This is a genomic window from Kocuria varians (assembly GCF_006539885.1).
Classification (GTDB): Bacteria; Actinomycetota; Actinomycetes; order Actinomycetales; family Micrococcaceae; genus Kocuria; species Kocuria varians.
Genome location: NZ_BJNW01000022.1, coordinates 35,433 through 50,026, shown reverse-complemented (window position 1 = coordinate 50,026; position 14,594 = coordinate 35,433). Strand labels below are relative to the sequence as shown.

Sequence of the window (14,594 nt, the reverse complement as noted above, 5' to 3'; positions counted from 1 at the left end):
AGTTTCATGAGCCTGACGCGGCGATCGAGATCGCCCAGCGGGTGCCCCGTGCTCTGGATATTGCGGGACATGAGGCTGTTGACGATCGATCTGGGCGTTGGCAGAGCCGGAGACGATTAAAGGCGTCGTGGGCACCGTCTGGTAGTGAGGTGACGCCTACGACGGACTACCTGGGACCGTGATGGTTTCCGGGGTCAGTGCCCGCCGGAGTTGAGCATCCCGGACATGCGCACGCGCATCCGGCGGCTGGGTTCGTTCAGCCCGACAATGCGCACGGTCTTGCCGTAGTGGCCGTACTTGTCGGTCACGGAGTCCACCGAAGCGACGGCGGAGGCGTCCCAGAGGTGGGAGTTGGTGAAGTCGATGACGATCGACTCCGGGTCTCCGTGGTAGTCGAACATCGTGTAGAGGTCGTTGGAGGAAGCGAAGAAAAGCTCCCCGTGCACAGTGTAGACGGCGGTGTCCTTCCCGTTGCGCTGCTCGATCGCGCGGTCGACGCTCACCAGGTGGGCGACCCGGCGGGCGAAGGCGACCAGCGCCACCAGCACCCCCACGATGACACCCAGGGCGAGGTTGTGGGTGGCCACGGTGACCACCACAGTGGAGAGCATCACCAGGGTCTCCGGGACCGGCATTCGCTTGAGGGTGGTGGGGCGGATGGAGTGCCAATCAAAGGTGGCCCAGGACACGAAGATCATGATCGCCACCAGTGCGGCCATCGGGATTAACCCCACGACGTTGCCGAGAGCGACCACCAGGATCAGCAGGAACACACCGGCCAGGAACGTGGAGATCCGGGTGCGGGCCCCGGAGGCGCGCACGTTGATCATGGTCTGACCAATCATCGCGCACCCGCCCATGCCCCCGAAGAACCCGGAGACGGTGTTGGCCACGCCCTGGGCCCAGGACTCGCGGGTCTTGTTCGAATGGGTGTCGGTGATGTCGTCGACCAGCTTGGCCGTCATCAGCGACTCCAGCAGCCCCACCAGCGCCATGGTCAGGGCAAACGGGGCGATGATCTGGAACGTCTCCAGGGTGAAGGGCACGTCGGGGAAAAACAGGGAGGGCAGGGACTCGGGCAACTCGCCCTTGTCGCCCACGTTGGGCACATCCATGCCCATGAGCACCACGATCGCGGTGATCACGATGATCGCCACCAGCGGTGCTGGCACCACGGTGGTGAGTTTGGGGAGCAGAAAGACGATGGCCAGCCCCAGGATGGTGAGGGGGTAGACGGCCCAGGGCACTCCGATGAACTCGGGCACTTGGGACATGAAGATCAGAATGGCCAGAGCGTTGACGAACCCGACCATCACCGACCGCGGGATGAAGCGCATCAACCGGGCGGCCCCGGCCAGGGCCAGGACGATCTGGAAGACCCCGGCGAGGATCACGGCAGCGATGAGGTAGTCCAGCCCGTGGGAGGCTACCAGCGGGGCGATGACCAGGGCCACTGCCCCGGTGGCGGCCGAGACCATGGCCGGTCGACCACCCAGGATGGAGGTGGTCATGGCCATGGTGAAGGCCGCGAACAACCCCACCCTCGGGTCGACCCCGGCAATGATCGAGAAGGCGATCGCCTCCGGGATCAGGGCCAAGGCGACCACGAGACCTGCCAGGACCTCGGTCTTGAGCCAGCGGGGGTTCTTGAGCGTGAGCCGGACGGATTGACGTTCCTCCGGCGTCGGGGCGGCGGCCGTGCCGGCCGCGGTGGTAACAGGGGGCATGAAACGACTCCTGGAGTGATGGGGGCGAGGACAAGGCGGGCTACGGGCGCCGCGCAGCATGTCGCACAAAATGACGAATTGACCGGGTACGACCAAAAGTCGGCTGGGCAGGCTTGGGCCGGAAGCCTCGCGGCAACCAAACTTGACGTCGCGGCAAGGTTCGCCCCAACCCTAACGCCGCGTTAGGGTTGGGGCAAAAGCGAACAGCATCGCTGTGACTGACGCCATGACAGACCAAGAAGGAGAGCCACGGATGCACATCGGGGAGATGGCGGAGAAGTCCGGGGTTTCTTCTCGTACCCTGCGCCACTACGAGGCCATCGGGCTGTTGCCCCCCACCGGGCGCAGCGAGGGGGGGTTTCGGATCTACACCGAAGAGGACCTGCGCCGCTTCCTCACGATCCGGCGGATGAAAGCCTTGAACTACTCAACTGCTGAAATGGGTCGGCTACTGGAGCTACTCGACATCGCCGAGGGTGATGCCCCGGAGGCCGAGCGGAGCAACGCCCGCGCCGAACTGGACGCGATGCGCGCCGACGCCCAAGCTCGTCGGGAGAAGTTGGCTCGCCAGGTCGAGCGTGCCGATGAGTTCTTAGGCATCCTCGACAACCGCCTCGGGTAGGTACGGCCGGTGCACCGAACCCAACGGCCTTTCAACGGGAGGTCATCGTCTTCGCTGTGCCCGCTCCCGGAGTAGTTGGCGCCTCATCGACCTCTTTCGTGGTCAGGAACTTGTTCATGGTTCATCGCAATACCCCACTGAGCGTGAAAGGACGGCACCAACTCATCGAGCGGTGCCGCACCCGCCCCATCCCCCACGTGGCCGCAGGGGTGGGCATCAGCCGGGCCTGCGCCTCGATGGGACTGCTGCACGGAGAGGTGTCACATCATCTGTGGTGCCTCAGAGCGCTGCAGGGAAGGATGTGGACCATGCCCGCTCCCTACCCTCAAGAGTTCCGTGATGACGTCGTGCGAGTCGCGAGGAACCGTGAACCTGGCCAGAGGCTCTCGGCGATCGCGAAGGACTTCGGGATCTCCGAGTCGTGCCTGACGAACTGGATGCGCCAAGCTGATGTCGAGGACGGTGCCCGTCCCGGCAAGACCCGTGACGAATCCTCCGAGCTGCGTGATGCTCGCAAGAGGATCCGGTTGCTGGAGCAGGAGAACGAGGTCCTGCGGCGCGCGGCCGCCTACCTCTCACAGGCGAATCTGCCGGGAAAAGGTTCTTCCCCCGCAAGCGGGAGGTGCCCTCACCGCTCGTGAGCGAGCTCGCCGGTGACGGGATCCCCGTCGCGGTGTCCTTGCGGGTCTTGAAGCTCTCCCGTCAGCCGTACTACCGGTGGCGCAAACACCGGGTCACAGCCTCGGAACTCCGGGCGGCGTATCGGGCGAACGCCCTGTTCGACGCCCACCGGGATGACCCGGAGTTCGGATCGCGGTTCTTGACCGTCGAGGCCCACGCGGCCGGCGAGGTGATGTGCGAGCGGACGGCGTGGCGGATCTGCCGCGACAACCAGTGGTGGTCGGTCTTCGGCAAGAAGCGTGGGAAGAACGGGAAGCGCCCCGGTCCCCCGGTCCACGAGGACCTCGTGAAACGCGATTTCGCCGCAGATGACGTCAACGAGCTCTGGCTCACCGACATTACGGAGCACTCCACGGAGGAGGGAAAGCTCTATCTCTGTGCGATCAAGGATGTCTTCTCCGGGCGGATCGTGGGCTACTCGATGGACTCCCGAATGAAGGCTCGTCTCGCGGTGAACGCGCTGGTCAGCGCGGTCACGCGTCGGGGTGAAGTGGCCGGTTGCATCGTGCACTCGGACCGGGGATCGCAGTTCCGCGCCAGGTCATTCGTGCACGCCCTGAACGAGCACCACCTGCTCGGATCGATGGGCCAGGTCGGGGCCGCGGGTGATAACGCAGCGATGGAGTCCTTCTTCGCGCTGCTGCAGAAGAACGTCCTGGACCGCCGCCGCTGGCGAACCCGCGATGAGCTGCGCATCGCGATCATCACCTGGATCGAACGGACCTACCACCGGCGCCGGCGGCAGGCCCGCCTGGGCCGGTTGACCCCCATCGAATACGAGACCATCATGAACCCGACCGTCACCCTGGCGGCCTAACCGCAACTGACACCTCTCCGTGCAGCAGTCCCCGGGGAAGTACAACTAGGCCGCGGCGTCGTCGTCCGAAGCGCGAGGAAGGCGAAAGAGAAGGGGCCCGGTGGCGAGCGATCTGCTCACCACCGGGCCCCTTCTGCTGGGCGCGTGTCCGCGTCAGAGGGTCTCGGCGACATCCTCGATGGCGAAACGCGGGTTGCGGTCGTACGCCGGGGCCACCGGGTGACCCACGTTGACCACCACGATGGAGTGCTTGCCGGTGCCGGCGAAGAACTCGGCGTCCACGGCCTGCGGGTCGAAACCGGTCATGGGCCCGGCGGCCAGGCCCACGGAGCGCACGGCCATGATGAAGTAGCCCACCTGGATGTGGGAGTTGGCCTTGCCGCTGGTCAGGCGCAGGTCCTCGTTCTCGTCGAACATGCCCTGCATCTTCGCGGCCTGCGGGCTGAACTCGGGGAAGTGCTCGTGCCAGTTCTCGTCGTAGGCGAGGATCGCGGTCAGGGGCGCCACGCGGGTCTTGTCCTGGTTTCCCGGGGCCATGTGCTGCACGAGGCGCTCGCGGGCCTCGGGGGACTCCACCCAGGTGATGCGCAGGGGCTGCGAGTTGAAGGCCGTGGGGCCCATCTTGGTGAGGTCGTAGATCGCGCGCTTCTGGTCCTCGGTCACGGCCTCGTCCGTGAAGTGGTTCGCGGTGCGCGCGCCGAGGAACAGGCGCTCGGCGTCCTCCGTGGAGATCGCCAGGGGCAGATCTTGCGTGGTCACGGTGGTCATGGGAATCCTTCCGTCGGGCCGGGTAAGTGTGTCACCCGAAATCTTTTCGTCGGAAACTATACCGACGTTGTGGCCCGTGGGGGACGGAATGTCGGCAAGCTCACGCCCGCCTGTACATTGCTCTGGTGACTTCTGCCTTCCTGCCCGGGCTCGTGACCGGCCTGGCGCTCATCGTGGCCATCGGCGCACAGAACGCCTTCATCCTCCGTCAGGGGATCCGCCGCCAGCACGTGGGGGTCGTGGTGGCCATCTGCATCGTCTCGGACGTGGTGCTGATCAGTCTGGGCACTGCGGGGATCGGCTTCGTGATCGAGCGGGTGCCGTGGTTGCTGGACGCCCTGCGCTGGGTCGGGGTGGTCTACCTCGCGGTCTTCGCGCTGATGTCCTTCCGGTCCGCGTTCCGCTCGCAGGTCATCGACACCACCGCCGACGACGCGCGGTCCCTGCGCGGCGTCGTCCTCGCCACCCTGGCCTTCACGTGGCTCAACCCGCACACCTACCTGGATGCGGTCCTCATCCTGGGGAACCTGGCCAACCAGCACGGCGGGCAGCGCTGGATCTTCACCGCCGGCGCGATCCTGGGCTCGGTGATCTGGTTCTGCACCCTGGGCGCCGGGGCGCGGGCGCTGTCCCACGTGCTCAACACCCCGCTGACCTGGCGGATCGTGGACGCCCTCGTGGGTGTGGTGATGCTGTTCATCGCGGTGCAGCTCGCGCTGATGCCGCCCGTCTGAGCGCTCACGACGCGGCGTGACGGGTGTGCTGGAATGGAACCATGACTCCCATCTCCTCCTACACCAGCAGCGGCACCGGGCGCAGGTCCCAGGAGTTCACCCCGGCCTCGGCCCTGCGGGGGTTCCTGGCGCACTCGGGGCGCAAGGCCGCGGAACTGAGCCCCGGCTACGAGCGCGTGTGGGAGCGCATCGCGCGCACCACGGAGGCCGGCCGCGGCCTGCAGCAGGAGCTGGTGATGACCTCGGTGGAGGCCTACCCCGCTCGCCCCACGCGGCCCGTGCTCAACGCCGTGGCCGCCGCGTTCGAGCTGCTGCACACCGCCATGGTGCTGCGCGCGGAGGCCGGAGGGCTGCGGGGTGTCGCCCGTGCGGCCAACGCCGTGGATGCTGAGTCTGCGGACCCCACGGACCGTGACGGCTCCCGCGCGGACCTCACGGCGGCCGCCGGCGACCTCGCCCTGACGGGTGCCTACCGCCTGATCGCCACCTCCCGCGCCCCGGAGACGCGCATGCTCAAGCTGCTCGAGATCCTGGACGAGTCCGTGTTCCACGCGGCCGCGGGGGAACGGCTCGTGGCCGAGCTCTCCCGGCGCACGGAGCCGGTGCCGCACGACAAGGCCCTGGACGCGATCCGCCTGGCGATCGCCGTTCCCTGCTACGAGGCGCCGCTGCGAGCCGGTGCAGTCCTGGGTGGCGCGCCCACCGCGCACGTGATCGCCCTGGGCAGCATCGGCCGTTCCCTGGGCATGGCCCACGAACTCAGCGGCGAGCTGCGGGCCGCCGCCGGCACTCGGGACGAGGCGGAGTACGAAGGCTCGGTCTCCTCCTCGCCCGTACTGCACCCGGACCGCTGCACCGTGACGGGCGTCCTCGTGGAGGCCGGAGAGCACGGCCCGGCGTGGCAGAACCTGCGCGAACGTGCGGCGCGGGGCCCCCTCGACGCCGACGACGTCGCCCGGGCCCGCGACCTTCTCGACCGCTCCGGCGCCGCCCGCTCGGTGGCCCGGATCGTCGACACCTCCGTGCGTCGCGCCAAGGACACGATGGCCGCGACCGAGCTGCCCGCGATCCTCGAGGACGGCCTGCTGGCATGGCTCGAGCGGGAGACCGCGGTCTGAGACGTATTCCCCTGCGGTAATGCAGGGCGGATGGCGGCCGGGCATCCAACGCCCCGGTCGCCGCCCCCAGCCATCTCAGATCTGCGTGAGCGCCCGCATGGGGTTCTCGATGCAGTCCGCCACGAAGCGGATGAAGCCGCCCGCAGCACCCCCGTCGCACACGCGGTGGTCGAAGGCGATGGTGATCGTGGTGACCTTGCAGACCGCGAGCTCGCCGTCCACGACCCACGGCTTGTCGATGATCCGTCCGATGCCCAGGATCGCGGCCTCGGGGTGGTTGATGATCGGGGTCGCACCGTCGGTGCCGAACACGCCGTAGTTGTTGAGCGTGAACGTGGAGCCACTGAGCTGGGCCGGGCTGGCCTGGCCGGAGCGGGCGACGTCGATCACCTCGCGCATGGCGGCCGTGAGCTCCACGGCGCTGAGCCGGTCCGCGTTGCGCAGGTTCGGCACCATGAGCCCGCGCTCGGACTCCACCGCGATGCCCAGGTTCACGCCGTCGAAGCGCGCGATGGTGCGCGAGCCGTCCTCGGCGGTGTCCAGGCGGGTGTTCAGCTGCGGGTACTTCCGCAGCCCGGCGAGCGTGAACCGTGCGATCAGCGCGAGCAGGCTCGGCGTGCTCTGCGGCTCCTTCGCCTTGAGCTCGGAGCGTAGGTTCAGCAGCTCGGTCGCGTCCACGTCCACCCACACGGTGGCCTCGGGGATCTCCGTGCGCGAGCGGGTCATGGCGTCCGCGATGTGCTTGCGCACGCCCTTGACGGGTTCGCGGGACGCCAGGGCCAGCCCGGTGCGGGAGTCCACCTCTCCGGAGGACGACGACGCCGCGGTGCCATCCGAGCCCTGCCCGGCTCCACCCTGCCCGGCACCACCCTGCGCGGCACACTCCTGGGTCGCCCCGCCCTGAACGGCCGAGGCCGTCGAGGCAGCGGAGACCCCGGTGCCAACGGGTGCACCCGTCGTCTCGGGACCCGGCGCCGTGGGCGCCGCAGCGGCCAGCCCCGTGGGGGCCGGCCCGGCGGCGTCGGCGCGCATCCGCTGGTCGTCCACCTGGTTGATGGCGGCCAGCACGTCCTTGCGCATGATCAGTCCGCCCGGCCCGCTGCCGGGGACGGCGGCGATGTCCAGGCCGTGCTCGCGCGCGAGCTTGCGCACGAGTGGCGAGATGACGGTGGGCGCGAGCCGCGGGGAAGCGGTGAGGGCGTCGTGGGTGTGCGCCGCGGCCCCCGTAGGGGTGGCACCGGAGGCTTCGGCACCCGCGCCGCGCTTGCGGCGGCGTCGTCGTGAGGAGGACGCCGCGGAGGTGCCGTAGCCGATCAGCACGTTGCCGGAGGACTCCTCGGCCTCGTCCACGGACTCCTCCGCCGACGGCGTGGTGCCTGCGAGCTCCTCCTCGCGGTAGCTCGCCGCGTGCTCGGAGCCGGTGGCTGCGGAATCCGCGGGGCCGTTCGGGGCCTCGACGCCGTCCGACACCGAGACCAGAGGCTGCCCCACGAGCAGGGTGTCGCCCTCGGCGCCGTGCAGCGTGTGGACCACGCCCTCGAACGGGGTGGGCACCTCCACGGCGGACTTGGCGGTCTCCACCTCCACGATGGGCTGGTCCATGGTGACGGTGTCGCCCTCGGCCACGAGCCAGCGCAGGATGTCCGCCTCGGTGAGGCCTTCGCCCAGGTCGGGCAGGTTGAACACGTTGATGCTCACGGGTCAGTCCTCCCACTGCAGGTCGTCCAGCGCGTCCAGGATGCGCTCGGAACTCGGGATGTGGTGGTGCTCGAAGGACGGAGAGGGGTAGGGGATGTCGAACCCCGTGGCTCGCAGCACCGGCGCGGCGAGCGAGTGGAAGCAGCGTTCCTGGGTGCGCGCGGCGATCTCCGAGGCCACGGACGCGAAGCCCTGGGCCTCGGCGACGACGACGGCGCGCCCGGTCTTGCGCACGGACGCCGCCACGGTCTCGTCGTCGTAAGGGACCACGGAACCGAGGTCCACGACCTCCACGGACATCCCGTCCTGCGCGGCCTCCTCGGCCGCGGCGAGGCACACCGGGACGGACGGGCCGTAGCTGATGAGGGTGGCGTCCGTGCCCTCGCGGGCGACGACGGCGTGGCCCTCCCGGGTGGGCAGGCTCCCGTTCTCGTACTGCTCGCGCAGCTCGTCCAGGTCCACCTGGGCGGTGGACCAGTACAGCCGCTTGGGCTCGAAGAACACCACGGGGTCCGGCGAGTCGATCGCCTCGCGCAGCATCACGTACGCGTCCCGCACGGAGGCCGGGGTGAAGACCTTCAGCCCGGGGGTGTGCGCGTAGTAGGACTCGGAGGAGTCGCAGTGGTGCTCCACGCCGCCCACACCGCCGCCGTAGGGGATGCGGATGACCAGGGGCATCGTGAGCCTGCCGCGCGTGCGGTTGTGCATCTTGGCCACGTGCGAGGCCACCTGCTCGAACGCCGGGTAGGCGAACGCGTCGAACTGCATCTCCGCCACCGGGCGCATGCCGTTCATGGCCATGCCCACGGCGGTGCCGATGATCCCGGACTCCGCGAGCGGGGTGTCGAAGCAGCGCTCACGGCCGAAGCGGGCGGTCAGCCCGTCCGTGATGCGGAAGACGCCGCCCAGCGTGCCCACGTCCTCGCCGAAGACCACGACCTCCGGGGAGGCCTTCATGGCGTCCGCGAGCGCGGTGTTCAGCGCCTTGGCAAAACTGACTTTCGAGACGCTCATCACGCCTCCTCTCGGGAGAGTTCGTCGGCCAGCCGCGCACCCTGTTCGCGCAGCTGGGGGGTGGGCTCGTGGAACACGAAGCGGAAGAGGTCCTGCGGGTCCAGCTCGGGCTTGTCCGCCATGGCCTCGCGCAGCCGCTTGGCCATGGCCTCGGCGTGGTCTGAGATCCGCTCGGAGGCGTCGTCGTCCAGCGCGCCCTGGTCCGTGAGGTAGCGCTGCATGCGGGTGATCGGGTCCTTGGCCACCCACTCGCTGACCTCGTCCCGCTCGCGGTAGCGGGTGTCGTCGTCCGCGTTGGTGTGCGCCTGCATGCGATACGTCATGGCCTCCACGAGCAGGGGGCCGCCGCCCTGGCGGCACAGCTCGATGCCGCGGCCCAGCACGGAGAGCAGTGCCGCGAGGTCGTTGCCGTCCACGCGTTCGCTCGCCATGCCGTAGCCCACGCCCTTGTGGGCCAGCGACGGCGCGCGGGTCTGCGAGGACAGTGGCACGGAGATCGCATAGCCGTTGTTCTGCACCAGGAACAGCACGGGAAGCTGGAACACGGCCGCGAAGTTCAGGGCCTCGTGGAAGTCCCCCTCCGACGTCGCCCCGTCACCGCACATGGCCAGCGTCACCGTGTTCTCCCCGCGCAGCTTCGCGGCGTGGGCGACGCCCACGGCGTGCAGCAGCTGGGTGGTCAGCGGGGTGGCCTGGACGGAGACCTTGTACTTCTTGGGGTCGTAGCCGCCGTGCCAGTCTCCGCGGTAGGTGCTCATGACCTCGAGCGGGTCCACCCCGCGGGACATCACGGCCACGGAGTCGCGGTAGGTGGGGAACAGCCAGTCGTCGTCCTCGAGGCACAGGGCGGCCGCCACCTGGCAGGCCTCCTGGCCGTGGCTCGAGGGGTACACGGCCATGCGGCCCTGCCGCACGAGCGCCATGTTCTGGTCATTGATGCGCCGGCCCACCACGAGCTTCTCGTAGGCGTCCAGCAGGCGGGCGTCGTCCGGCATGGGGTACTCGTGACCGGGCTCCTGGCCCTGCTCCGACTTCGGCACGGCGGTGCCGTCCGGGTTCAGCAGCCGGATCTCGGAGCTCGCGGGCAGCATGTACTGCTCGGGGGTGATCCCGAAGTTCTTGGAGGCCTCCACCGCAGGGTTCACGGGTGAGGACTTCTCCCGGGCGGCGGACTCGCCGGTGGGGGTGGGCTCGCTCATGGGGCGTCCCTTTCTTCTGTGGGTGGAACTCGGTGGCGTCCGCCGTGGATGCCGGGCATCCCGGGGCGCGGGGCAGCGCCGTGGGACCGGGACCGCTTCAGACGCGTCGTCCGGTCAGTATGAGCAGTCGTCGCGCTCCGTCTCCACGTCCGGGGGGAACTGTGGACGGAATGTGCATCCTGGTGAGGATCGTGGACAATGTGATTCAGAGTGAGCCACATCATGCTGCTTTGTCTGGTGCATCACATTGAGGGGTTGAGCGCTGCGGTCGGCGCGGGCCCACGTGCTGTCCTCGGAGGGCCGGTGGAGGGCTGACCAGAGGCTCACCAAGGAGAGGAGTCACCCCGTGGCGGAACAGAAGCGTCCCGTGCTGGACGAGACCGACCGGCGCATCTTGGCGGAGCTCACCAGGGACGCCCGCCAGTCCGTCACGGCGCTCGCGGCCACGGTCCACATCTCCCGTGCGCACGCCTACGAGCGCATCCGGCGGCTCCACGAGCAGGGCGTGATCCTGCGCTACACCGCCGTGATCGATCCGGCCCGCGCCGGACTCGAGGCCTCCGCGTACGTCACCCTGAGGCTGCGGCAGAACACGTGGCGCACGCTCGAGGCCAAGCTGCGCGAGATCCCCCAGGTGCAGCACATCGCGCTCGTGGGCGGAACCTTCGACGTCATGCTGCTCGTGCGGGCCCGGGGCAACGCAGAGCTGCGGGACGTGATCTTCGACCGCATCCAGCCCATGCCCGAGGTCGTGGACACCCAGACCTTCCTCATCTTCGAGGACGTGGACGCGCGCGGTTGAGGCGGGCGCCCAGCCTGGTATGCGACGGCACGACGGCGCCCGCGTGCCGCGGCGTCGTCGAGCCGTCTGCGGCGCCGTGGAGCCACCGGCCCCCGGGCGGACCGGCTGAGCCGGGCTGCAGCTCGCCCGCCCCTGCGGAATGCTCAGTGGGCTGACATACTGGCAGGGCCTCGAACGGTTCGGGACCCCGGCACACGGTGCGGGGACGTCACAGGAAGCGCGGCACCACATCATGACGGAGAACGCACAGCTGGCACTGGTCACGGGGGCCACGGGTTACATCGGGGGCCAGGTGGCCCAGGAGCTGCTGCGGCGCGGGTGGCGGGTGCGCCTGCTCAGTCGCAGCGCGGAGAAGGTGCGCGGGCTCGAGTGGGGGAACGCCGTCGTCGGCCCCAGCGAATCCGCAGGGCCCGGACAGGCCGAGGTGGTCGAGGGGGATGCCTCCTCCGCCGAGGACGTCGCCGAGGCTCTGGAGGGCGTGGACGTCGCCTGGTACCTGCTGCACTCCATGGGTGACTCCTCGGACTTCGTGCGCGAGGAGGTCGAGATGGCCGAGACCTTCGGGCACGCGGCCCGTGAAGCTCGTGTCGGCCGCATCGTGTACCTGGGCGGACTGCACCCGCAGGACGAGGCGGTCGAGGACCTCTCCGACCACCTGCGGTCCCGCGTGGAGGTGGGGCGTGCCCTTATGGACTCGGGCGTGCCCACGGCAGCGCTGCAGACCGGCGTGGTGATCGGGGACGGCTCCTCCTCCTTCACCATGATCCGCCACCTCTCGGAGCGGCTGCCCGGCGCCGTCGCACCGCAGTGGGTGCGCAACCGCATCCAGCCGATCGCGGTCAGGGACGTCGTGCACTACCTGGTGGGTGCAGCTGACCTGCCGCAGGACGTGAACCGCACGTTCGACGTCGGTGGCCCGGAGGCCATCGAGTACGCGGAGATGCTGGACCAGTACGCGCGGGCCGTGGGCAAGGGGCGGCGGTTCATGCTCACCGCTCCCGTGACCACGGCATCGCTTGCGGCCCGGTGGATCGGGCTGGTCACTCCCGTGAGCTCCAAACTGGCGCGTCCGCTGATCGGGAGCCTGCAGCACGACACGGTCATGCACGAGCGGGACCTGGACGACTACATCGGTGCCCCCGAGGGCGGCCACACGTCCTTCGCGGAGGCGGCGCGATCCGCTGTCGCGCACGTGGACACCCACCGGTGGTGGCGTGTGGTGCTCGGGACCTCTGCGGCAGTGGCCACGACGGCCGTCGTGGGCTCGGTCGCGAGCGCGCCGGACACCCGGTGGTACAAGAGCCTTCGCAAACCCGCGTTCCAGCCGCCCGCGTGGTTGTTCCCCGTGGCGTGGACCGCGCTCTACGCGGACATCGCCGCGGTGGGCTCCCTGTCCATCGCAGATCTCGGGGAGCAGGGGCGAACCCGGGAGAAGAGGGCCTACATTGCGGCGCTCGGCGTGAACCTGGTGCTCAACGCCGGCTGGAGCGTCCTGTTCTTCGACCGCAAGCGGCTCACAGCGGCGTCCGTGGAGTCCGTCCTGCTCGCGGCGAGCAGTGCGGACCTCGTCCGGCGCACTGCCAAGGTCTCCCCGGAGAAGGGTGTGGTGCTGAGCCCCTACGCGGCCTGGACGGGTTTCGCGTCCGTGCTGAGCACCACCATCCGGGCCATCAACCCCCGCCGTCGCTGACACCGAGGTCACCTCACCGTCCCACCCGGCAGTGGCGCGGTGAGGGCGTTCCCGGCGGGCTCTGCCGCCGGATGGAAAGGAGTTCCGTGACGGATCACCGCCTCAGTCCCTACGGGGACACCACTGCGGCCACCCGCAGGCGCACCGCGTGGGCCGTGGCTGCCACGGGCGTCGTGGCCGCGATGTGCCTCGCCTGGTCTCTGCGGATCCCCGCGGGTGACCCGTGGTTCTACCCCGCCACGTTCATGCTCGCCGGCGTATACATTGCGGGGAGCTCCGTGGCGGTGCGCATGACGGGCGAACGCCTCCCGTGGCGGGTGACGCCCCGGGGTGTCCGTGACGCCGTTCTCGGGGGTCTCGCGCTCGCCGTGCTGTTCGTGGCGGGCGGGTTCATGGTGCGCTTCGTCCCGGCACTTGCAGGACCGGTGCACGAGCTGCTCGACCACGCGCGGGTGGGCGGACTCGGCATGGTCGCTCTGACCACCGCGGTCAACGGCGTCGCCGAGGAGACCTACTACCGCGGGGCGCTGTGGCGGGTGCTGCCGCGCGGACGCCGGATCCTGGTGACCACCGTGGCCTACACGCTCGTGACCTCGCTCGCCGGGATCCCGCTGCTTGCGCTGGCCGCCGCGGCCCTCGGGGCGCTCGTGGGCTGGTTGCGGGAACGCACGCGCTCGCTGCTGCCGTGCGTCGTGGCGCACCTGATCTGGTCTCTGACAATGCTCTTCGTCCTGCCCTCCGTGGTCTGAATCCTGGCTCGACGCCGTACGGCCGGGTGAGTGCGCCACGGCGTCGCCCCGCCCGTGGCGGCACCGGGCGCGGCCGCGTCGGCCGCGCGGCCGCGTCGGCCGCGCGGCGTCGTCGTCCCCGCGGGAGCCCTCAGGCGGGCCGGGTGAAGGCGAGCCAGATCGTGGGGATGGTGTGGTGGGGACCGTGCCCGGCGCCGCCCATGGCCATCTGGTCCGTGAGCTGCCCGGAGTAGCTCGTCACGAGGATCCGTGCCATCTCCCCGGCGGGCACCACGAACTTCAGGTGCTGGCTCTCGGCCACGCGTCGCAGGGCGTGCTCGATGGCCTCGTAGATGCGCTCGCGGATGGGGGCGATGGCCGTGCGGGTCACGGGGGACCGGAACGCCGCGAGGAACAGCTCCACGCGCAGGGCCTGCTGCTGCACGTTGGCCACGCTGTCCGTGACACCCTCGATGATGCGCGTGACCACGTCCGCCACGTCCAGTCCGGAGTTCAGCCACTGGTCCAGCTCGGAGTCCAGGGTCTCCACGAGCTGCGTCGCGAGGTCGTCGAACGCGGCGACCGCGAGCTCGTGCTTGGTCTCGAAGTTGGAGTAGAAGGCACCCCGGGTGAAACCGGCCGCGGCGCAGAGGTCGCTCACTGAGGCACCCTCCACGCCCTGCTCGGCGAAGACTGCGGGGGCCGTGCGAATCAGTTTGAGGCGGGTTGCGGAGCGTGAGCGGCGGTCCCCCGGTACGGGCTGCGGTGCGTTGTCAGCGGTGAGCGGGGGCGGGGCCCCCTCGACCCGGGTGGCCTGTGCGTGTTCTGCTGGTGTCTGATTGCTCACGGATCCAACGTCCTCGTCGCGACTGTTCGATACATGAGTGTATCGTGTTTCCAGACTTCAATACATTCGTGCATTCCTCGCTGTCAGGAGAACCCTGTGTCACTCAAGCACGCACCCGCCCACGGCCTCCGGGCCCGGCTCGGCGACCC

The 14,594-nt window shown here is 69.4% G+C and carries 12 protein-coding genes and 1 pseudogene; 7 read left to right on the top strand and 6 right to left on the bottom strand.

Annotated features, from left to right (window positions below; translation table 11 throughout):
- Positions 1 to 194: 194 nt before the first annotated feature.
- Positions 195 to 1,727, bottom strand: a complete 1,533-nt coding sequence (locus tag KVA01_RS11160) for a SulP family inorganic anion transporter (protein WP_141270322.1) — start codon at positions 1,725 to 1,727, stop codon at positions 195 to 197.
- Positions 1,728 to 1,980: 253 nt separating this feature from the next.
- Here KVA01_RS11160 and KVA01_RS11155 point away from each other — a divergent pair, with 253 nt between their 5' ends.
- A complete protein-coding gene (locus KVA01_RS11155) occupies positions 1,981 to 2,349 on the top strand; it encodes a MerR family transcriptional regulator (protein WP_141270320.1) in 369 nt (122 codons plus the stop codon).
- Positions 2,350 to 2,657: 308 nt separating this feature from the next.
- Positions 2,658 to 3,847 (top strand): annotated as a pseudogene (locus KVA01_RS11145) (IS3 family transposase).
- 153 nt (positions 3,848 to 4,000) lie between these two features.
- Here KVA01_RS11145 and KVA01_RS11140 read toward each other — a convergent pair.
- A complete protein-coding gene (locus tag KVA01_RS11140; protein WP_068469822.1) occupies positions 4,001 to 4,615 on the bottom strand; it encodes a malonic semialdehyde reductase in 615 nt (204 codons plus the stop codon).
- A gap of 122 nt (positions 4,616 to 4,737) precedes the next feature.
- On the opposite strand from KVA01_RS11140, the gene KVA01_RS11135 reads away from it, so the two are divergent.
- Positions 4,738 to 5,349, top strand: coding sequence for a LysE/ArgO family amino acid transporter (locus tag KVA01_RS11135; protein ID WP_082810389.1), 612 nt, complete (start codon positions 4,738 to 4,740; stop codon positions 5,347 to 5,349).
- A 41-nt stretch (positions 5,350 to 5,390) separates the two neighbouring features.
- Complete coding sequence (locus tag KVA01_RS11130) at positions 5,391 to 6,467, top strand: polyprenyl synthetase family protein (protein ID WP_141270318.1); 1,077 nt, start codon at positions 5,391 to 5,393, stop codon at positions 6,465 to 6,467.
- A gap of 75 nt (positions 6,468 to 6,542) precedes the next feature.
- Here the strand turns inward: KVA01_RS11130 and KVA01_RS11125 are convergent, their stop codons facing one another.
- From KVA01_RS11125 to KVA01_RS11115, 3 genes are read right to left on the bottom strand one after another with little or no spacing between them, the layout of a single operon-like run.
- Positions 6,543 to 8,165 carry a dihydrolipoamide acetyltransferase family protein gene (locus KVA01_RS11125; protein WP_141270316.1) on the bottom strand — a complete coding sequence of 541 codons (1,623 nt, stop codon included), beginning with the start codon at positions 8,163 to 8,165 and terminating at the stop codon, positions 6,543 to 6,545.
- 3 nt (positions 8,166 to 8,168) lie between these two features.
- Positions 8,169 to 9,179 (bottom strand): alpha-ketoacid dehydrogenase subunit beta, encoded by a 1,011-nt coding sequence (locus tag KVA01_RS11120; protein WP_141270314.1) that lies wholly within the window; start codon positions 9,177 to 9,179, stop codon positions 8,169 to 8,171.
- Entirely contained in the window at positions 9,179 to 10,378 is a 1,200-nt protein-coding gene (locus tag KVA01_RS11115) for a thiamine pyrophosphate-dependent dehydrogenase E1 component subunit alpha (protein ID WP_068469832.1), read from the bottom strand. The genes KVA01_RS11120 and KVA01_RS11115 overlap by 1 nt, the downstream gene beginning before the upstream one ends.
- Before the next feature lie 346 nt (positions 10,379 to 10,724).
- Here KVA01_RS11115 and KVA01_RS11110 point away from each other — a divergent pair, with 346 nt between their 5' ends.
- From KVA01_RS11110 to KVA01_RS11100, 3 genes are all read left to right on the top strand, one after another.
- Positions 10,725 to 11,180, top strand: coding sequence for an Lrp/AsnC family transcriptional regulator (locus KVA01_RS11110; RefSeq protein WP_068469834.1), 456 nt, complete (start codon positions 10,725 to 10,727; stop codon positions 11,178 to 11,180).
- 232 nt (positions 11,181 to 11,412) lie between these two features.
- A complete protein-coding gene (locus KVA01_RS11105; protein WP_068469835.1) occupies positions 11,413 to 12,870 on the top strand; it encodes a tryptophan-rich sensory protein in 1,458 nt (485 codons plus the stop codon).
- A gap of 86 nt (positions 12,871 to 12,956) precedes the next feature.
- Positions 12,957 to 13,619: a CPBP family intramembrane glutamic endopeptidase gene (locus KVA01_RS11100; RefSeq protein ID WP_233438867.1), complete on the top strand. Its 663-nt coding sequence runs from the start codon at positions 12,957 to 12,959 to the stop codon at positions 13,617 to 13,619.
- A gap of 130 nt (positions 13,620 to 13,749) precedes the next feature.
- On the opposite strand, the gene KVA01_RS11095 is transcribed toward KVA01_RS11100, so the two are convergent.
- Positions 13,750 to 14,445 (bottom strand): TetR/AcrR family transcriptional regulator, encoded by a 696-nt coding sequence (locus tag KVA01_RS11095; protein WP_068469839.1) that lies wholly within the window; start codon positions 14,443 to 14,445, stop codon positions 13,750 to 13,752.
- Positions 14,446 to 14,594 lie beyond the last annotated feature (149 nt).